Source organism: Flavobacterium anhuiense (genome assembly GCF_004151235.1).
Classification (GTDB): domain Bacteria; phylum Bacteroidota; class Bacteroidia; order Flavobacteriales; family Flavobacteriaceae; genus Flavobacterium; species Flavobacterium anhuiense_A.
Genome location: NZ_JUIV01000025.1, coordinates 16,774 through 37,131 on the forward strand (window position 1 = coordinate 16,774; position 20,358 = coordinate 37,131).

The 20,358-nt window shown below is 34.6% G+C and carries 15 protein-coding genes; 7 read left to right on the plus strand and 8 right to left on the minus strand.

Going from position 1 to position 20,358, the window contains the following annotated elements; all coding sequences use genetic code 11:
• Position 1 precedes the first annotated feature (1 nt).
• The 7 genes from xylA to NU08_RS20650 all read left to right on the plus strand — a co-directional run bounded on the left by xylA (position 2) and on the right by NU08_RS20650 (position 11,551).
• Positions 2-1,327 (plus strand): xylose isomerase, encoded by a 1,326-nt coding sequence (xylA, locus tag NU08_RS20620; RefSeq protein ID WP_129748934.1) that lies wholly within the window; start codon positions 2-4, stop codon positions 1,325-1,327.
• 472 nt (positions 1,328-1,799) lie between these two features.
• Positions 1,800-2,456: a fructose-6-phosphate aldolase gene (gene fsa, locus NU08_RS20625; RefSeq protein ID WP_129748935.1), complete on the plus strand. Its 657-nt coding sequence runs from the start codon at positions 1,800-1,802 to the stop codon at positions 2,454-2,456.
• Positions 2,457-2,903: 447 nt separating this feature from the next.
• Positions 2,904-3,461, plus strand: a complete 558-nt coding sequence (locus NU08_RS20630; RefSeq protein WP_129748936.1) for an RNA polymerase sigma-70 factor — start codon at positions 2,904-2,906, stop codon at positions 3,459-3,461.
• 111 nt (positions 3,462-3,572) lie between these two features.
• On the plus strand, positions 3,573-4,493 hold the full coding sequence (locus NU08_RS20635) for a FecR family protein (RefSeq protein WP_129748937.1): 921 nt from the start codon (positions 3,573-3,575) through the stop codon (positions 4,491-4,493).
• Between the two features lie 70 nt (positions 4,494-4,563).
• The gene (locus NU08_RS20640) at positions 4,564-7,932 is read left to right on the plus strand and encodes a TonB-dependent receptor (RefSeq protein ID WP_129748938.1); all 3,369 of its coding nucleotides are present in this window, start codon (positions 4,564-4,566) and stop codon (positions 7,930-7,932) included.
• A 19-nt stretch (positions 7,933-7,951) separates the two neighbouring features.
• A complete protein-coding gene (locus NU08_RS20645) occupies positions 7,952-9,487 on the plus strand; it encodes a RagB/SusD family nutrient uptake outer membrane protein (RefSeq protein WP_129748939.1) in 1,536 nt (511 codons plus the stop codon).
• 246 nt (positions 9,488-9,733) lie between these two features.
• Entirely contained in the window at positions 9,734-11,551 is a 1,818-nt protein-coding gene (locus NU08_RS20650; protein WP_129748940.1) for an alkaline phosphatase, read from the plus strand.
• A gap of 50 nt (positions 11,552-11,601) precedes the next feature.
• Here NU08_RS20650 and NU08_RS20655 read toward each other — a convergent pair whose 3' ends face one another.
• The 8 genes from NU08_RS20655 to NU08_RS20690 form a co-directional block, all read right to left on the minus strand.
• A complete protein-coding gene (locus NU08_RS20655; protein ID WP_129748941.1) occupies positions 11,602-13,206 on the minus strand; it encodes a class I SAM-dependent methyltransferase in 1,605 nt (534 codons plus the stop codon).
• A gap of 97 nt (positions 13,207-13,303) precedes the next feature.
• Complete coding sequence (locus tag NU08_RS20660; RefSeq protein WP_129748942.1) at positions 13,304-14,938, minus strand: BspA family leucine-rich repeat surface protein; 1,635 nt, start codon at positions 14,936-14,938, stop codon at positions 13,304-13,306.
• A gap of 2 nt (positions 14,939-14,940) precedes the next feature.
• Positions 14,941-15,402 carry a hypothetical protein gene (locus NU08_RS20665; RefSeq protein ID WP_129748943.1) on the minus strand — a complete coding sequence of 154 codons (462 nt, stop codon included), beginning with the start codon at positions 15,400-15,402 and terminating at the stop codon, positions 14,941-14,943.
• 14 nt (positions 15,403-15,416) lie between these two features.
• A complete protein-coding gene (locus NU08_RS20670) occupies positions 15,417-17,141 on the minus strand; it encodes a sialidase family protein (protein ID WP_129748944.1) in 1,725 nt (574 codons plus the stop codon).
• An 85-nt stretch (positions 17,142-17,226) separates the two neighbouring features.
• Positions 17,227-17,862 carry a DUF5977 domain-containing protein gene (locus NU08_RS20675; RefSeq protein WP_129748945.1) on the minus strand — a complete coding sequence of 212 codons (636 nt, stop codon included), beginning with the start codon at positions 17,860-17,862 and terminating at the stop codon, positions 17,227-17,229.
• Between the two features lie 4 nt (positions 17,863-17,866).
• A complete protein-coding gene (locus NU08_RS20680; protein ID WP_129748946.1) occupies positions 17,867-18,727 on the minus strand; it encodes a DUF5977 domain-containing protein in 861 nt (286 codons plus the stop codon).
• 64 nt (positions 18,728-18,791) lie between these two features.
• The gene (locus NU08_RS20685; RefSeq protein WP_129748947.1) at positions 18,792-19,160 is read right to left on the minus strand and encodes a tail fiber assembly protein; all 369 of its coding nucleotides are present in this window, start codon (positions 19,158-19,160) and stop codon (positions 18,792-18,794) included.
• A gap of 21 nt (positions 19,161-19,181) precedes the next feature.
• Complete coding sequence (locus NU08_RS20690) at positions 19,182-20,336, minus strand: hypothetical protein (protein ID WP_129748948.1); 1,155 nt, start codon at positions 20,334-20,336, stop codon at positions 19,182-19,184.
• Positions 20,337-20,358 lie beyond the last annotated feature (22 nt).

The window sequence follows — 20,358 nt, forward strand, 5'->3', positions numbered from 1 at the left end:
AATGATAGTTTTAGGAGATAAAGAATACTACAAAGGTATTGGCCAAATTAAGTTTGAAGGAAAAGAATCTGACAATCCGTTGGCATTTAAATATTACAATCCGGACCAGGTTGTAGCTGGAAAAACAATGCGTGAGCACTTTAAATTTGCTATCGCTTACTGGCATACTTTCTGCGGACAAGGTAGCGATCCATTCGGGCCAGGGACTCAAAATTTTGCTTGGGATGCTTCATCAGATCCTTATCAAGCTGCAAAAGATAAAGCAGATGCTGCTTTTGAATTCATCAGCAAAATGGGATTCGATTATTTCTGTTTCCACGATTACGATTTGATTGCTGAAGGAGCAACTTTTGCAGAATCAGAAAAACGTTTGGCTTTTATTACAGATTACTTAAAACAGAAAAAAGCAGAATCTGGAATTAAATTGCTTTGGGGAACTTCAAACTGTTTCTCAAATCCAAGATTCATGAACGGTGCGGCTACAAATCCTGATTTTAATGTAGTGGCAAGAGCTGGAGGACAAGTAAAATTAGCGCTTGATGCAACAATCGCTTTAGGCGGAGAAAACTACGTATTCTGGGGAGGTAGAGAAGGTTATATGTCTTTGCTAAACACAGATATGGGAAGAGAACTAGACCACATGGCGCAATTCTTGGCAATGTCTAGAGACTACGCAAGGGCTCAAGGTTTCAAAGGAACTTTTTTCATCGAGCCAAAACCAATGGAACCATCTAAACACCAATACGATTTTGACTCTGCAACTGCGATTGGATTCTTGAAAGAATATGGTTTAGATAAAGATTTCAAAATCAACATCGAGGTAAACCACGCTACTTTGGCACAGCATACTTTCCAACACGAATTAGAAGTGGCTGCAAAAGCTGGAATGTTAGGAAGCATCGATGCGAACAGAGGGGATTACCAAAACGGTTGGGATACAGACCAATTCCCAAATAATATCCAAGAAACTACTGAAGCTATGTTGGTTTTCTTAAAAGCTGGCGGACTACAAGGCGGTGGAGTTAATTTTGATGCGAAAATTAGAAGAAACTCAACAGATTTAGAAGATGTTTTCTTAGCGCACATTGGCGGTGCTGATACTTTTGCAAGAGCTTTATTGACTGCTGATAAAATCATCACTTCTTCTCCTTACGAGAAATTGAGAAAAGAAAGATACAGCTCATTTGATTCTGGAAAAGGAAAAGATTTTGCTGATGGCAAATTAAGCTTGAAAGATCTTTACACTATCGCTCACGAAAATGGAGAATTAAACCTTCAAAGCGGTAAACAAGAATTGTTTGAAAATATCATCAACCAATATATTTAATTGGTTTAGATTTTAATATTAAACCTAACAGGTTTTAAAAACCTGTTAGGTTTCTACAAAATATTTAGTGAGACAGAAAATCTAAAAACTTTGAAAATGTGTATTAAGATTATGGCTTTTTTCTTGAGATTTGAAAAAAGTAGATTTAAGGTTTAGTTGCTATTTTTTGAAAATTAAATAGAATCAAAAGTCAGTTTGATAAAAAAATAAGAGGATATTTTTTATTGAAGGTTTTTTGAAGAGCAGAATCAATCGAAATGCACATTTTTCACTCACTAAAATTTTACTTAAGCAAAGAAATACATACAGTTTGTCATTTCGACGAAGGAGAAATCTCCGTAAGTAGCTCTACAAAGTAAATAACCAATCTTTGTCGAGTTTCTCGCGAAGATTTCTCCTTCGTCGAAATGACAGACTATGCGATTCATTCGTCGAAAAAACAATTAAAACAATTAACAAAACCAAAAAACTTATGAAATTTTTTATTGACACTGCCAATCTTCAGGACATTGAAGAAGCGCAGGCTTTAGGTGTTTTAGACGGCGTAACCACCAATCCGTCTTTAATGGCAAAAGAAGGTATTACAGGAAAAGAAAATATTTTAAACCATTATCTGGCTATTTGCAATATCGTTGACGGTGATGTTTCTGCTGAGGTAATCTCTACAGACTTTGAAGGAATGGTAAGAGAAGGTGAAGAATTAGCCGCTTTACATCCGCAAATCGTTGTAAAATTGCCTATGATTGGAGATGGTGTAAAAGCTTGTAAATATTTTTCTTCAAAAGGAATTCGCACCAATGTGACCTTAGTTTTTTCTGCTGGTCAGGCATTATTGGCTGCAAAAGCAGGAGCAACTTATGTTTCTCCATTTCTAGGAAGATTAGATGACGTTTCTACAGACGGAATGAACCTAATTGCTGAAATCAGAGAGATTTACGATAATTACGATTATCAAACTCAAATCCTTTCGGCTTCTGTAAGACACACGATGCATATTATCAATTGCGCTAAAATTGGATCCGATGTTATGACTGGACCATTATCGGCAATTAAAGGTTTGTTGAAACATCCATTGACAGATATTGGATTGAAACAGTTTGTTGAAGATGCTAAAAAAATGAATCTCTAGACTAAAATAAACTACAAATTAAAAAAGCTCTTTTCGTTCTGAAAAGAGCTTTTTTTGATAATAGGAAAGACTGTTTGAAAAAAGAACTTCTTCTGATTTTGTACGTTCAAATCCAATCATTTTATACATCTGAAGTGCTTCATCTTGTGATTTTTGAATAGGTTAAACATTATTTTAATGCATTCCCATTAATTATTTGTTAAGCACTTTTTCTGCTTTTTATAAGAGAAAGATTGTTATACCAAACAAAGTATTTCATTTTTTACGCGAAATACTACAAACCCTTATTTTTCAGTTGGCTTTTAACTTCAATTGTTAATAATATGTTTCGTTTTAGAGAGGTTTTATTAATGTAAACGTAACCTAATCGACCTACCCTCAGTTTTAATTTTGGAGACATATAAGAAGAACCCAATACTTTGTATATGCCAATTTTAAAACCAAATCATGTATAAGAAGTTTACAGACGAAGAACTTGTAGAATTATTAAAATCGGGCAAGGATAAAGCTTTTGATGAACTTTATTTTAGATATCGAGATCTATTAGTTCGATTTGTATATCTGCGAATGAAATCGATTGCTATTTCAGAAGAAATTGTGCAGGAAGTTTTTACCTCTATTTGGGAAAGACGCAAAACAATTATCATTCAGAAAAGTTTTGCTGCCTACATCTACACTTCGGTTCGCTATATGACTTTAGATTACATAAAATCACACGAAGTTACGGACCAATATATTCAAGAAGTTTTAGAAAAAAACACGGTTTCGCAAACAAGTTATAATGCAATCGAAGATTCTATTTATTATGACGAGTTGCAAAAAGCGGTTGACGAAGCAGCATCATTACTTCCTAAAAAATCAAAAGAGGTTTTTATTCTCAGCCGCATAAAACATTACACCAATAAAGAAATCGCCGAAGAATTGAATGTTTCCATTGAAACCGTAAAATATCATATTGCGTATGCGCTAAAATTCATGCGCACCTATTTGGGCGAATTCAATTAAAAGTAAACTTCAGATTAAGAATCTACCTTTTTCTTAACAGAAGCGTAACCTTTTGCGCCTACCTAAAACTACAATTTCCAAGACATACTATTAAGACATAAAGAAATTATAATGCCTGAAAATTCAAATAACGAAATCAAAAATTTTTTAGAAGGAAAGTATTCCCCAAAAGGACAAGAAATGTGGAATAAATGGTACGATCGTACGGATGATTTTTTTGATAATATGGAAGTGGTTCAATCGGATCGCTCAAAACTGAAAAAGGAATTAAGACAAATAAAAAACACTAATAAAGTTATTGCTCTTTCATACAAAAACTGGGCTGTTGCGGCTTCTTTGGTTTTCCTTGTTGGATTATCTGTGTTTTTCTATTCGACAAAAAATGCTGTAGAAAGCAAACAGTTTGCAGTAAAACTAGGCGAACATGCTCAGATAAAATTAAGTGATGGAACAAAAATCTGGCTGAACGCTGGAAGTGTTCTTAAATATCCGAAGGAATTTAAAGGCGATACCAGAGAAGTGTATTTAAGTGGTGAAGCTTTTTTTGATGTAGCCAAAGACAAGAAACATCCTTTTATTATTCATACCAATAAAATGGATACCAAAGTTCTCGGAACCAGTTTTAATGTTCAAGCTTATCCAGACCAGACCACGCAAGAAGTTTCGGTTGCTACTGGAAGAGTAAACGTGAAATCGACCGTCACAGAAGAGAATGTGTATGTAACTCCAGGACAGAAAGTGGTTTTTAAATCTCAGGATAATAAGCTTCAGGCTTTCAAGGATATTCCAGTGAATACCATTTCGTTATGGCGCAAAAATATTATGGTTTTTGAAGAAACGCCTCTTTCTGAAGTTGTGGCCACAATCAATCGTAATTATAATGTTTCGATTGAAGTCAAAAACAAGAATTTAAACGCTTTAAAGATTAGCGCCTATTTTAAAGAACTGCCTGTTGATCAGGTGATTGGTTTGGTGTGCAATATCATTAATGCCGAATATAGAATAGATTCTGGGGTTTATAAAATCGAATAATTCTTTAAACAATAAAAATAAAACTACGTAGCAAACTATAAACAAAACAATTACACTAAATCTAAAAACTATGAATGAAAAACAAATGCGGTATGCCGGCATAAGGACAATGGGAACAAAATTATTCCTGTTTATGACTTTGTTTTTTGCTGCACTAACAGTAAAAGCTGGGAACGTTGACATTAACAAAAGAGTCACTTTAAAAGTTGATAATGAGAGTATAAAAAATATATTTCAAAAAATTGAAAATCAGGTTGATGTGCATTTCATGTACGAAAGCAGCCAAGTAAATGCCAATCAGAAATTAAGTTTAAAACTGAATAACGTAACGCTAGAACAGGCGTTGGATAAAATTTGCGGTAATGTGCTTCGATATGAGATTGTGAGCAACAATATTGTAATCAAGAAAAACCAGAAAGTTGCTTCTGCAGATCAGAATAAAATTATTGTTTCGGGAACTGTTTTCGGAGGAGACGATAATATGCCTTTGCCGGGAGTTGGAATTAAAGATAAAGGTTCAGACGCAGCAACAGCAACAGATTTTGACGGAACATTCAAATTGGAAGTAAACGCCTCAGAAGCTACTCTTATTTTTTCTTATGTGGGTTATATAACGCAAGAAGTAAAAGTAACGAGCTCACAAAATATTACGGTAAAATTGGCAGCCGACGTAAAACAGCTTCAAGAAGTTGTGGTAATGGGTTACGGTAGCGTAAAAAAGAATGAAGTTTTAGGAGCGGTTGGTTCTGTTTCTATGAAAGAAACTTCTAGCAGAACCTACAACAACGCAGCTGAATTATTGCAAGGAACAGTTGCCGGAGTTACGGTAATTAACGATGGTGGTGACCCAACAGCATCGCCAACAATCAACATTCGCGGTATTGGGTCTTTGAACGCTGAAACGCCTTTAATCGTTTTGGACGGAATCATTTACAGCGGTTCTTTAAATACTATTAATCCAAACGATATTGCTTCGATAAATGTTCTAAAAGATGCAGCTTCTGCAGCAATTTACGGTGCGAGAGCTTCTGGGGGAGTAATTTTAATCACTTCTAAAAAAGGAATTTCAGATAAGATTAATGTAAATGTAAACTACCAAGGAGGTTTCCAGAATGTAGCGAAAAAATTAGAGGTTTTAAACGCTGCAGAATATGCTGATGCGATGAATTTAGCAAGAGATAATGCAGGTTTGCCGAGAATTCCTGCTTTCGATCCTGCATTTGAACCAACTGCAAGAACAACAAAAACCAACTGGATGGATGAAATTTTCCGTACAGGAGAAATTCAAGATTTGTCTCTTTCGGTAAACGGAAAAACAGAAAAATCTAATTTCTTTCTTTCTGGAAGTTACAGAAAAAACGAAGGTATTTTGTTAAACACTTATGGAGAACGTTATACAGTAAGAGCAAATTCTTCTTTTAAATTGGCTGATAATTTTACAATTGGAGAAAATTTATCATACTCATTAACAGACGGGCAAACTGCAAATACTTCAAGTTCGTACACAGGAGCAATTCAAGCCGCGATTTTGTATCCGCCAAATGCAACAATTTACAGAGAAGATGGTTCGGGGCAATTTGGTGGTGTTCCAGAAAAATATGTTGGTTCTTACGGAGACGTTATCAATCCGGTGGCGTATTTGAAAAGATTAGACAATAAAAATCCGATTTCTACCATTTTGATCAATCCGTATGCAGAATGGGAAATTGTTCCAGGGTTAAAAGTAAAATCGAATTGGGGATATACTAGAATTCAAGACAATGCAACAGACTTTACAGTAAAAGTTACTGAGCCAGGAAAAATATTCGATTTCAATAGATTGACGTTGAAAAACTCAACAGTTACCGATTTATTGAGCGAACAGACGATTTCTTATGAGAAATCATTCGGAAAACACAATTTGAAAGCTTTAGCTGGATATACCTATCAAGAAACAAAAAGAGATTTTTACACAGTTGAAGGAACTGGTTTTGATAACGAAGATCCATCACAGCGTTATTTATTGAATGCCAAATTAATTCAGCAGACCGCGGCAGGAAGATCAGATGAAATTATTTCTTCTTATGTGGGAAGAATTAATTACGATTTCAGTCAGAAATATTTAATCTCAGGAATTGTACGTCGTGACGGAACTTCAAAATTATTAGAAAATAACCGTTGGAAAGTGTATCCTTCAGTTTCTGCAGGTTGGTTAATTTCTGAAGAAAATTTTATGAAAGGTATTGAGCCAATCATCAGCAATTTGAAACTTCGTGCAAGCTGGGGACAAATTGGAAACTTAGGAAACCTTGGACCATACCAATTTAGTGTGCCTTTGGTACAAACTCAGGCTTTAATTGGAGCAGTTCCGTCCATCAATTACGGTTACGCTGAAAGCGAATTATCAAACCCGAATTTAAAATGGGAAAGCTCTGAGCAGACCAATATTGGTTTAGATTTTACAATGCTAAATAATACTTTGGTTGGTTCTGTTGATGCTTATGTAAAGAAAAACAAAGACATGTTGGTTCGTGACCAATTGCCTGGAGTTTCTGGAACACCACAAGGAAGAATTGTAAACTCAGGAGATGTTGAAAATAAAGGAATCGAGGTGAGTTTAACCTATCAAAAAACTCGTGGCGAATTTAAATTTGATGTAACGGCAAATGCGGGTTTCTTAAGCAATAGAATTGTTTCTATTAAAGACGATTTGAATTCGTTAGAACCTCTAGGTTTAAGCAGAGTTCGTAGTTTACCATTAGCCAATATTTACCAAGTTGGAAGCCCAGTTGGAGCTTTCTACGGATATGCTTCTGACGGATTATTCCAAAGCAATGATGAGGTGAAAGCGTATGTAAACAAAAATGGTGTGATGTATCAGCCGAATGCGGTTGCTGGAGATATTAAATTTAAAGATGAAAACGGCGACGGTGTAATCAATAACAGCGATAGAGTAGTTTTAGGAAGTCCTTTCCCAAAAACAACATATAGCTTAAATGCCAATTTCAAGTACAAAGGATTTGATATGAATATCTTTTTCACTGGAGCTGCAGGAAATAGTGTTTTCAATGCCGTAAAATATACAGGTTTAAATGCTTCTTTTCCAGGTTACAACTTGTTGGCTGATTCAAAAGATGCTTGGTCTCCAACAAACACCAATACAAATGTTCCAATTCTTTCGTCAACAGATAATAACAACAATTTCGGACGTATTTCTGATTTATATATTGAAGATGCTTCTTTCTTAAGATTGAAAAACGTATCGATTGGTTATACCATCAAAGAAAGCTGGCTGAACGGAAAAGCAAAATTGAGATTCTTCATCTCAGGACAAAACTTGTTTACGATTACCAATTATTCTGGAATGGATCCTGAAGTTGGTCTTAAAAACTTCGGAATGGATTTAGGACGTTATCCGCTTTCTCGTATTTACATGACAGGTGTTAACGCAACTTTTTAAAAAATAAAAAACAATTAAAATGAAAAAAATAATTCTTTTATTATTGAGTTTTGTGCTTTTGATAAGCACTTCGGCTTGCGAAAGCGAACTTGATGTTGTGCCGCAAGGAGCTCCTTCGAGCGGGAATTTCTGGAAAACGCCAGCAGATGCAAAAGCAGGAGTAAATGCAATTTATGCTTTGTATTCTGATGATAATATGTACGGTCGCGGTTTCTTTTGGCTGAATAATGCCAGCGATGATATTGGCACAAAACCAAGACAAAACGCAGAAAGAATCAAAAATTTTATCGTAGACGGATCAGAATCTGATACTAAAGATATTTGGAGAATCCATTACGAAATTATGAAGCGTTGCAACGACGTGATTCGTAATATTCCAAATATTGCTTTGGATGAAAAGACTAAAAACGGAATGTTAGGAGAAGCTTATTTTAATCATGCGGTAATGCATTTAGAGTTAGCTTACCATTATGGAGACGATCGTGCAGGAATTCCGATTCAGGACAGAGAGAATCCAACAAATGTTTACGTGCCTCGAGCTAAAAATGTAGCCGAAAATTATGCTTACATAGCAGCAGATTTAATCAAAGCCGCAGATTTATTGCCTTATTTTGATCAGCTTACACCAGACAATCGCGGACGTGCTCACAAAACTGCGGCTTGGGCATATTTAGTACGTACGTATTTGTATGCAAAAGATTGGGACAATGCCATTAAATATGCGAATATGATTGTGGCTAGCGGAAAACACAAATTGTTAGACAATTTTGAAGATGTATTTAAAATCAGCAATAACTGGTCTTCAGAATATATTTGGTCGGTAACTTCAAGTGCCGAAAATACATCTTTAGGTTCTATTTTTCCTGGAGTTTGTCTAGAAGATAAAGGTTGGGGAGTTTACAACGGATGGGGAAATTTCTATCCAACAAAAGAATTATTTGATACTTATGCGCCAAACGATAAAAGACGTAGTGCTACGATTTTACAAAAAGGAGACAAATTTGTTTATTTCGGAGAAACCGTAACTTTTAATGAAGGAAACCACGTAGTAAGTTCAAGTAACAGAACGGGTTATCAGTTTAAAAAATACATGGAGCCGTTCAGTTATCCAAAAACAACATCGGGTGGAGTAGACATTCGTTATGTAAATGCAAACGGAGACAAACCTTCAACAGCTTTAAATGTTCCTCTTTTACGTTATGCTGATGTGATTTTGATGTTAGCGGAAGCGAAATTAATGAAAGGTCAAAATGCAGATACAGAAATCAATATGATTCGCCACCGTGCAGGTCTTGCAGATATTTCTGGAGCTACAATGGTCGATTTGAAAAGAGAAAGAAGATGCGAACTGGCAGGAGAGTGGACAGACCGCCATTTTGATTTAGTGCGTTGGGGAGATGCAAAAGAAACTTATGCAAAACCATTGCACCATTATAACGGAAGTGTTATTTATCCTGCCCGTAATTTCAATCCTGCAATTCATCATGTATGGCCAATACCGCCAGATGAAATTGCAGTAAGTAAAGGAGCTTTGACTCAAAACCAAGGCTGGTAATAAAAAATTTTGTTGTGTTTTTTTAGTTTTTTACGCTGCAGTCTTAGTCAGGAGACTGCAGTTTTAAAAAAGTAAAGTTTGTCATTCAGAGGGATGACAAGATTACTTTTTGCTATGTGCATTTAAACAAGTGAAACGCCTTTACACATAAAGAAAAGCTATGTTTCTATGTGTTAAAAAATAAATAGCTTAAACCAAATTCTAATAAAGTTACCTACAGCTTTAAAAGAATAAAAATCATTTTCGATGAAAAAAATAATCACCCTTTTTTGCCTTCAATTTTGCTTGTTCGTGCAAGCCCAAGAATACACTTCGTCTAATATTCATTCTCATAACGATTACGAAAGCAAATTGCCATTTTATGGTGCCTATTCTAACGAAACAGGAGTTATAGAAGCCGATGTTTTTTTAGTAAATAATGAGCTGTTTGTAGCTCACACTTCTAAAGAAATTGCTTCTCACAATACACTTAAAAGCATGTATTTGGAACCGCTTTCTAACAAATTAAAAACTTTAGGCGGAAAAGCATATCCTAGCAATAAGCCATTGATTTTAATGATTGATGTAAAGTCAGATGCCGATTCGACTTTGAAAGCAATTACACAGCAGTTAAAGACTTTTCCAGATATTATTTCGAATAAAAACATAAAAGTGGTTATTTCTGGAAATAGACCTTTACCGTCATTATGGAAGGAATATCCAGATTTTATTTATTTTGACGGAAGATTGAATGAAAATTATACTCCAGATCAATTAGCAAGAGTTGAGATGATCAGCGAAGATTTGCATGAAATTACAGTTTGGAACGGAAAAGGTGTTTTGACGCAGCCAGATTCTGAAAAAATTCAGGCCATTATCAAAAAAGTCCACGATCAAAACAAAAAAGTGAGATTCTGGGCTACGCAAGACAACGTGAATACGTATATGACTTTGATGAATTTAAAAGTTGATTTTATCGGAACGGATAAAGTTGCCGAGCTGACTCAATTCATAAATAATATCAAAACAACATTTTATCAGAATACAGAATTTCACCAAGCCTATGTTCCTAAAAATGTTTTCAAGAATAAGCGTCCAAAAAACGTTATTCTCTTAATTGGCGACGGAATGGGATTAGCGCAAATTTATTCTGGTTATACTGCTAACAAAGAGCAATTGAGTTTATTTAATATTCCGACTCAAGGATTTTCAATCACAAAATCTTCAGATAGTTATATTACAGATTCTGCTGCAGGCGCAACAGCAATGGCTACGGGACATAAAACCAACAATCGTTTTATAAGTGTTGATGAACAGGGGAAATCGCTTCAAACCATTGCAGAACAATTGGCGAAGAAAAACTATAAAACAGCTATTATTTCTGCTGGAAATATTACAGATGCAACTCCAGCGGCATTTTATGCGCATCAGCCAGAAAGAAGTTTAAGCGAACCAATTGCCAACGATTTTCTTTCAAGTCCGTCTGATATTTTAATTGGAGGAGGGCAGAAAGAATTTATTTCTAGAAAAGATGGTAAAGATTTGTCTAAAACCTTAATTGAAAAAGGATATAATTTCTCGGATAAATTTGCAAGTTTGGATACGATCAAAAACAGCAAATTTGTGGTTTTAGAAGATGCAGCCGTAGTTTCTATGAAAAATGGACGAGGAGATTTTCTAACCAAATCTTTAGCGAAAGCGACAAACACTTTTTCAAAAACAAAGAATCCGTTTTTTATTATGGCTGAAGGCGCTCAAATCGATTACGGCGGACACCAGAATAATGTAGAATATGTTGTGAGAGAAATGCTTGATTTCGATAAAATGGTTGGTCAGGCAATGGAATTTGTAGATAAAAATCCAGAAACATTATTAATCGTAACTGCAGATCACGAAACGGGCGGATTATCTCTAATTGATGGAAGCATTGAAAAAGGCTACGTTCACGGAAGTTTCAGTACCAACGATCATACAGCAATTCCAGTTCCTGTTTTTGCTTATGGACCAGGATCTGAAAAATTCATGGGAGTTTATCAGAATACTGCGATTTATGAAAAGATTATAGAATTGATTGGAGGGAAATAATTTCTTTTCAAATGATAAACAAAATGCCTCTACTAAATAGAGGCATTTTTTTATTTTCCTTTCAATAAATTGATGCTAACTTTTGCTGTATCAGCATCTGGAAATCGCTTGAAAATTGATTTATCCGGAAATAATCCAGCTTCGGCCGCAATCGCATTAAAAACATCAATTTCAACAATATACTGGTCAGAAAAACCGTGAGTAGCATCATAAGCCGTTGCGGGTGTTCGACCTAAATTGCTTGCTGTAAGTTTCGGATTTATGGTATGAAGTTCAATCAGAAGCAAACCAAATTTGTGTACATACGGTGACCATTTTTGAAGGTGTTCCAAAAGATTATCCTCAGCAATATTGTTACTGATTCTTTTTCCTCTATAAGCAAACGCACCTGTTGAGGTACTAACTCTGTTTGGATTAATATGTTTGGGTTCTTGCCAAATTCTGTTGTGATCTAGAAAAGTCCTCACATTAAGAAGATCTTTCAAGTCAATATTATAATTTTCTTTCAAATCATTGGCTAGCAAATCAGGACGTCCGATATCGCCCCAAATTACTTTTGCCCAAATATCTGCATTTATTAGATTGGCTCTGGTTACTTTCAAAGCGGTTTGGTTATAATCAACTCCAACAATAAATAGCGGATATTCGTCGAGCATTTTTCCACGCAAAGTTTGTCTGTCAATTACTTCAAAAATATGCTGCAAGAAAGCGCCGTTTCCGCACCCCATATCGAGAATTCCTTTTGGTTGTTCTTCAATCGGAAGATTAAAAAGCTTGATCAGAATTTCATCAACCACTTTAAAATAAGTGTCGTGAGCGCCGCCGCTTCCCCAAACGTTCATTTCACGATCTACATGAAGTTCGTTTTCGCCTTCGGTAGTTCTCAAAATATCTGGATCGCCAAAAATTAATTCTTCAATTTTAGCGAAAGTTGGCAAATAAGAAACCGTAACGCCGTAAGCGCTGGCTCTTTTAGCAAAAAATAAACCTGCTTCAGTAAACTGATAATTGCCATTTTTTTCCAGAAACCACCCTAGATGAACAAAAAAGTCTAATATCTTTTTAAAATTTTCTGGTGATTTATGAAATTCTTCAGGTCTGAAAGAAGTTTCCATAAAATATTTATGAAACATTCCGTTCATTGCCAAACGTACAATGGTCGGGCCAATCAGATAACCTTCAATATGTTTTAAAATCTGTTCCTGAATACTGTTTTTCAACTGATCTTCTGAAGGCTCAATTCCGTATCTTTTTTTATATTTTTCAAAAATTGTATTGAGTTTTTCAAAAGGAACATCTTCAAACAAACGCGGGTGAAATTGTATAGAAAGCTGAAGCAGACTCACTACATCTTCATAGAGATAAAACAATGAAAAAGCTGTTTTCGTTTTTTCGTTTACAGAAATCGTGATTTCCTGCTTTTTATTATCAACGTCATAATCCAGAAATCCCTGAGAAGCCAAAACTCTCAAACCCACATTCAGATAGCCTTCATTGGCTTTAAAAGCAACAGTAAGCTCAGATAAGGTGAGCTTTTCTTTGCTTAATATAAATTCTAAAACAGATTTATTTTTGAGCGCTATCGCTACAGGAGCCGTAACTAATCCATCAAGATGTCTGAAAATTGAACCTAAAAGCTGTGATTTATCGTTCATAATGCAAAGAGTGAAGGTTTAGTTTAAAAATAGTGAATTTTTTTGATTGGTAGTTGTATGTTGCGTTTGGCTTTAGAAAAAAGTATTTTATTAGAGATTAAATTCCACCATCAGTAATTACCCAATTGTTAGGAGAGCTAGTTAACAAAGCTCTTCCCGCGCTTGATGCTGATGTGTATTTTGCTGTTCCAAATGTTATTGTAATAGGAGTTTTTACTGGTCTTGAACTCCATCCATTATAAATAGCATCTAAATTTGAAGCTGAGAATGTTGTTGAAGTTTTTCCTGACATGAAATTAGAGAAATTAGATACGTTAGATACATTCCAATTTCCTATATCTTGATTAAAATTTGTAGCACCAGTAAACATACTTGACATATTAGTAACTGCAGCCACATTCCAATTTCCAATTGGTTGATTGAAATCTTTATTATTAGAAAACATACCAGTCATATTTGTAACTGCTGCGGTATTCCAATTACTAATATCTTGATTAAATTTGGCATAACTAAACATTTGTAACATAGTTGTAACTGCTGACACGTTCCAACTACTGATATTTTGATTAAACGGAGTACCAACAAATAAATTAGACATATCGACGGGACTATTTGTTTTTATTTGCCAATTTTGAATATCTGGACTTCCACCATTAGTAAATGCTGAATAATTAAACATACCGCCAAAATTAGTTACATTAGATACATTCCAATTTCCAATATTTTGATCAAAATTCATAGCGCCACCAAACATATTAGACATATTTGTAACAGATGAAACATTCCATGTACCTATATCTTGATTAAAATTGCGAGCTGTGTAAAACATAGTGGACATATTTGTAACTGCTGAAACATTCCAATTTCCAATTGGCTGATTAAATCCACTTGCACCATGAAACATGTTTCTCATATCAACAGAACCATTTGTTTTTATTTGCCAATTTTGAATATCTGGACTCCCACCATTATTAAATGTTGTAGCATTAACAAACATAAGTCCAAAAAATGCACAAGCAGATACATTCCATGCACCAATATTTTGATTGAAGTTTGTAGCATTACTAAACATACTAGCCATATTTATAACTCTTGAAGTGTTCCAATTTCCTAAAGGTTGATTAAATAAAAGACAACCACTAAACATTAGACTCATATCAGTAACAGAAACAGTATTCCACGAATCTATTAATGAATTAAAGTTGCTACAGCCATTAAACATTTGCGACATATTTATAACCAATGAGGTATCCCATTCATTAATTCTGTTTATAGTTGTTAATGTGGTGCAACTAACAAAACATCCTGCTAAATTTGTTGTTCCAGTTAAGTTTAAAACGTCTTTAACCAATGCTAAATTTAGGTTAGCACAACCATTAAATTGATTCGTAATATTTCCTAGTTTTAAAATGCCCCACGATTGAACAGATAATATTTTCAACCTATCTCCAGTATTATTAAACTGCCATCCTGTACAAGTTCCGTTTATTTTTATTGTATAATCTCCCGCTGTCGCATAAGTATGAGTAGCTTGGGTTTGATTCCAAGCAGTAATTTTATTAGAGCTTCCGTCTCCCCAATCAACCGTGAAGTTGTATGTTCCTGATGCAACTAATGGAAGTTTTATTTGCGTGGCAGTACTCGATCCGGCAGATGTGTTTGAAGTCCGCCAAGTGGAAACAAAAGAGTTTTTGCTTCTCCCGAAAATAGTATTTTGTAATAAAGCTCCCATAGTTATACACCTAATAGTAAAATGCTATTTGTAGTTCCTCTTTTCGTAAAAGTAAAAATCTGTTTTTCGACTGTTACAGATGGAATTCCAAAAAGCCATGTATGTGGTGCTGTAATAACCCAAGTTACACTTACTCCAGGTAATGTGATTCCGTTAAAAATGAAACTTTGAGGCAATGAAGCCGGCACTGTAATGGTGCAGTTAGCCGTAAAAAGTACAGTTTTGCCATGCCAGTTAGATGGAATGGTCTGATTGGAATTTACTTCTAATTGATTAGAAATATCCTGTTTATTTGATAAATCGATATCTCCGCTTCCAAGGATTGATTCTCCATTGACTGTTTTAAAAGTTTTTTCAGGAATATCATTAAAAGTTAATTCACCATTTTCATTGGTAATTAAAATTTTATTTTGCTGATTTGTTTCTAAATCAGCCACTTTGATTCTGTTGTGATTTGTGCTCATTTTGTGGTATTTTTTTAATAAACTATTTTGCGGTCTCCAGTAGATGTCTTGTATTCACACCCAATTGGTAGCCCCCCTGCAATTGCGGAAACATTGTCTGGATAAGTAGGCATTTGTGTCCAAATCATGTAACCATTTTCATCTATGTATGCTCTAACCGTTTCAATTTGCATATCAGTTCCTGAAGTTGTTTTTTGACCAGTTAAAAATTGAAGTCTGCTTTGACCTATACCTTTTCCTGTTCCTGCCTTAAGTTTTAATGTACCGCCATTTAAATCCGGTGATCCTATAGCGTAATTGCTTTGTAAAGCCATGCTTTGATTGTTTGACATACCGAAACAGTACACATTTCCATTTGGGATGGATTTCATAACTCCGAAATTAAAAGGCATAGCATTGCCAGAGTCTATAAAAGTAACTCCATGATTTACACTGTATAAATAATTTGGTGATCCACCCCAAAATGATGATATATAGATAGTGCCATTTGGTAAAACAACTACATTATTAATATTTCCATAGGTATATATTAGTTGCCATGTAGAACCATTATCTTTCGATTGATACAATCCAGACCCTTTCAATCCAGCATAAATCCAGCCATTAATCTTAGAACAAGCAAGGGAGTTCCATCTTCCTTGAATAGAATTTACAGGTAAAAAATCGCCCATATTGCCTGTTCTTTTATAGATATATTCATTTGTAGCTCCACCTTGTTCTGAGTAAGACATTACCGCATAGACATCTCCGTTAGGGGTATTGTCAATATATACATAATTGCGTGGAGTTATTCCAGTTTCAGTAATAAATGGGCCAGTAGAATTTGTCTGCTTTTGTAAACTATTTCCAACTATTACAAACAAATTATTGAAATCATCTATAAACATTCCTTTGGCACTTCCGGTAAGGCTAATTGATTGATTAAAATATCCAGTTGAGGGATCTTGTTTATAAATTGAATTTCCAGAAGTTGCTAAAATATCTTTATTTGCAGTTTGAACAACTCCAAAATAAGGACGTCCGATATCATTTAAAGATACAAAACCAGCTGGTGCATAATTGATTGTCCTGCCTGCTGTTATGGTTAGATCACGTCCTTCATTTGAGTTGTTGGATTCTTCAACTCCTATTTCTCTGTTGATTTGATATCCTAAGGTTATATCTTTTGTGGGGTTATTGATTATTCCGATTCCAAAAGAAATACCATTATCAATTAACCTGCTGGAACCTAGTGTTGTTGCATTTAATGACTTAGGGATGTAGTTTGTGGTTCCCGTAAAAACGGACTGTTTGGTTGCCAAAGAAGAGTTTATAGTTGATAAATCAGTATTATCTAATAAAGTTCCGTTTCTATTTTGTAGAGTATAAGTTCTTGAAGCAGTATTAGAATTTGAAAAAAAAGAGGTAAAAGTATTTGCGGCATTTCTTATGCCTAATGTACCATTAAGAAATGTTTTAATTCCCAAAACATTTTGATCGTTAGAAATTCCTAAGTAGATGGTGTCAAAATAAGTTTTGAGAGTGTCTTTAATGTTGTCTATTAAGCCCTTCAAAATTTTTCCCTGTCTAGCATCCAAAGCTTTTCCCTCTTCAGTATAATCTAATCCATTATAACTATCAGTTTTAATGCTATTAATATCACGAAACTCTAGCTCGCCACTGGAGTTTGTGCTTAAAATTTTGTCTCGCTCACTTGTTTCTAAATCGGCGACTTTTATTCTATTGTGGTTTGTGCTCATTTTTATGGTATTTTTTAAGTAGTTTTTTGAAAAAAAATAATCTTTTGGGGTATAGAAACCCCAAAAATATTATGAATTACATTTTTTATGAAGATGTACCTGTGACTGTGATCGTATTACTGTAAGGAGAAATGTATCCATTAGAATTAATTCTAATTTGATATGAATATGTCACACCATTTGATAATTTATCATGATAAAAGGTGTCTGTTGATGTTTGTAAAAGCATAGGAGTACCATTATTTATACTACGATATAATTCATAAGTTATAACTCCTGAATCAATATAATTTGGCCATTCAAGTATCATATTCTCGCCTCCATAATAGGCATGCTGTAATGTCGGTACGGTCGGATTTGTAATAGGAGCAATTGTACATACTCCCGCATTATTAGCATATATTTGAGCGTTACCCTCTAGCCAAGCAATTGCTTGATTATTTGCGTCTAATATACTTTCATTTGAAACAAATTGATTTGGATAGGCTGTAAGTGTGACATCGCTTCCCATATATCCGGCACCACAATTATTTCTAGTTACAGTTTTGGTTTGTATGGTATTATAAAAACGAGCACTTGGCGGACATTCGACTTCATCTTTAAAAGGAGCAATATAATCTGGATCCGTAACTATATTGGGTTTAGTTTCTCCAGTTGAAGTGCCATCATCTGTGTAATATCTTTCTAGTGTTTCAAAAGACTTGTATCCTGTATTTCCCATATTTTTAATAATTTATCACAACATTTGCAGTTGAGAGGTTGTTAGAATAATTAATGTACCCAATGTTGGTTACTTGGTCTATAGTTAAACGCTTTCCTTGTATTGAGACATTTTTTGAAAAATTCAGCTGTTGAACTAGCTGTCCGTTGTTATTTACAATGTCTTTGCCTACTTTCTCCATAGTTCCACCAAGGTAGGTTGTGATTTCTACATCGATATTTCCAGTATTTTTTGAATCCCACCAAACACCGGCCATTCTTACTTGGATATCATTTAAAGTAGGGTAATCTTCTTTTATTTTTCTGAAGTTTACAAGACAGGTTTCGATACCAGTTACATCTTGTACATCCCCGCCCCACATTATATAAGAATCTTGAGCCAAAGCACTTGCAGGAACTTCACTGCCAAGTCCAAATCCGACCCATTTATTATCTAAAGTATTGATACCAGTATTTATAAGACCTGTAAAAGTATCTAGGTCGGCACCTGCGCCAAATGCCCATTTATATTTAATGATCATGTAATCAAAAGGAAGCAAAGTCGTAGCAGGTTCAAGTACGCAAGAAGGGCTTTCTCCTCGCCATGCAGTAGCTCTAATAGTGCAAGTTCCAATATTATTTGCATAAGCTTGCGCATTTACATCTAACCAAGATTCTGCTTGTTGGTTTGCATCTTCAGCACTTTCAGTAGAAACAAATTTATTGGCAGGGGCAATTAAAGTAACTAGACTTCCAGATGTTCCGTAAGGGCAATCATTCTTTTTTACAGCTAAAGTCTTTTCAGAATTATAGTAAACGAATGTTCCTTCTTCGGGAACATATTGGTCTATATAAGCAAAAGGTTTGTATGTTAAGTTTTCTTCCATATTTTTTAATAAATAATAATTATTTGATTTTTAGCTCATTGAAGAGTCATAATTGAAATATTCATTACATAGGGCTTACCGGCCAAACAATTGTTGCTGTATCTTCTAAATCGGTTAAATCTCTTAACTTTTGTCTGTAATTTTTCCAAGCTTCTTTTTTTTCTTCACAAAGAGGTGAGTCTTCTACTTGGGTCCAATCACTTTCAGTTAATAGCGCATTTCTTTTGGCTCTTAAATTTTCTAAAAGCTCTTCTTTGTTTTGGACAAAAGGAGAGAAAGTATGTTTGCCTTCAATTACTTTATAATTTTTTGATAATGCTTGCTGCCATTCTTCTTCGGTTAACTCAATATTAGGTTGAGGAATGTTTTCGTGAATTTCTTCTACATAAAAACCTGTGTATTCTCCGTTTTCGTTATATGTTGCTTTATACATAATTTTAATTTTTAGTTTTAATTAATACCCAATTGCGAACATGTAGCCATAAGTGCCATCAATTACTGCATAGTAATTTGTATTTGTTATATTGGCAACGTGATTGGCTCCTCTACTTCCAGAAGATGTTCTTACAGTGGAGAGTGTAACGCTTAAAGCTTTGTTTGGCCAGGTTAAGGGAAAAGTATAAGTATTTGTATTGTTGATTAAATATGCCCACTGAAGAATTAATCCGTTACTAAATTTTTGGTAGCCTCCTGAAGAAAGCGTACTAATAAAGTGTCCAGCATCATAGTCAGAACCTGGAGAAGTTGATACAGAACCATCAGCCATTAGAAACTGATTAGCCGTTCCGCCAGTTTTAACAAAGCTTTTACCTTCTACTGTTTCTGTAAAAGTTTTGTTTCCGCCAATGGTTTGAGCTGTAGCTAAATCAACATATTTAGTGTTTAATTCCAAATCAGATAAAGTAACAGTGCTTTTGTACCAATAATCGACTTCGATGTTGCGGTTGCTTATTACTGTCGAAAATGTAATAATACCATTGTTGTAATCCACAGCATAATCTTTGCCTTGACCTTCTCTAAGTAGTTGGCCATTTTTATAGATTCTGATGCTATCTTTTACAGGGATTTCTTTTAAAGTGATTTTGTCATTAGTGAAAGTATCCTCATCAAAATTTTCTTTATAAGGAATAGATAAACTTCCAAGAATTGGATTAGAACCACTTTCCTCAGAGTCAGTATCTGAATTTTTAGACCAATAATTTATTTCAATATTTCGACTGATTATTGGATCAGTAAAAGTTAGTACACCACTATCATAGTTTAGATTATAATCATCAATTTCTTTTAACAGTTGTCCGTTTTTATAGACTTTGGCACTGTCTGCAATGGGAGAAGATTCCAGCTGAATTGATGATCCTGAAAAGTTATCCTGAAATTCTTTATAAGGAACATAACAATTACCAGCAATGATTCCCGCATTTTGAAACGCGGCTTTTAAAAGTGCTGGCGTGATGTAATGTTGGTTATCCGTTCCTGTTTCGACCATTTGTAAATCTGCCTTGTCATCGTCTCTATGAACGAAATTGTCAAAAATTTCGACAAAGTCGAAGTGCGATGGAATATCTCCATTATTGAATTTGTTGTGAAAGTCGTTTCTACTTGTTGCCATTTTGTTTAGTTTATTTCTTTGC

What these genes read in the sequence shown, in the direction of transcription:
- NU08_RS20670 (WP_129748944.1), bottom strand. Translation starts at nt 17,141, where the DNA reads ATGAGCACAAACCACAATAGAATAAAAGTCGCCGATTTAGAAACAAGT.
- NU08_RS20650 (WP_129748940.1), top strand. Translation starts at nt 9,734, where the DNA reads ATGAAAAAAATAATCACCCTTTTTTGCCTTCAATTTTGCTTGTTCGTG.
- NU08_RS20655 (WP_129748941.1), bottom strand. Translation starts at nt 13,206, where the DNA reads ATGAACGATAAATCACAGCTTTTAGGTTCAATTTTCAGACATCTTGAT.
- NU08_RS20665 (WP_129748943.1), bottom strand. Translation starts at nt 15,402, where the DNA reads ATGAGCACAAATCACAACAGAATCAAAGTGGCTGATTTAGAAACAAAT.
- NU08_RS20675 (WP_129748945.1), bottom strand. Translation starts at nt 17,862, where the DNA reads ATGGGAAATACAGGATACAAGTCTTTTGAAACACTAGAAAGATATTAC.
- fsa (WP_129748935.1), top strand. Translation starts at nt 1,800, where the DNA reads ATGAAATTTTTTATTGACACTGCCAATCTTCAGGACATTGAAGAAGCG.
- NU08_RS20640 (WP_129748938.1), top strand. Translation starts at nt 4,564, where the DNA reads ATGAATGAAAAACAAATGCGGTATGCCGGCATAAGGACAATGGGAACA.
- NU08_RS20660 (WP_129748942.1), bottom strand. Translation starts at nt 14,938, where the DNA reads ATGGGAGCTTTATTACAAAATACTATTTTCGGGAGAAGCAAAAACTCT.
- NU08_RS20680 (WP_129748946.1), bottom strand. Translation starts at nt 18,727, where the DNA reads ATGGAAGAAAACTTAACATACAAACCTTTTGCTTATATAGACCAATAT.
- NU08_RS20630 (WP_129748936.1), top strand. Translation starts at nt 2,904, where the DNA reads ATGTATAAGAAGTTTACAGACGAAGAACTTGTAGAATTATTAAAATCG.
- NU08_RS20685 (WP_129748947.1), bottom strand. Translation starts at nt 19,160, where the DNA reads ATGTATAAAGCAACATATAACGAAAACGGAGAATACACAGGTTTTTAT.
- NU08_RS20635 (WP_129748937.1), top strand. Translation starts at nt 3,573, where the DNA reads ATGCCTGAAAATTCAAATAACGAAATCAAAAATTTTTTAGAAGGAAAG.
- NU08_RS20645 (WP_129748939.1), top strand. Translation starts at nt 7,952, where the DNA reads ATGAAAAAAATAATTCTTTTATTATTGAGTTTTGTGCTTTTGATAAGC.
- NU08_RS20690 (WP_129748948.1), bottom strand. Translation starts at nt 20,336, where the DNA reads ATGGCAACAAGTAGAAACGACTTTCACAACAAATTCAATAATGGAGAT.
- xylA (WP_129748934.1), top strand. Translation starts at nt 2, where the DNA reads ATGATAGTTTTAGGAGATAAAGAATACTACAAAGGTATTGGCCAAATT.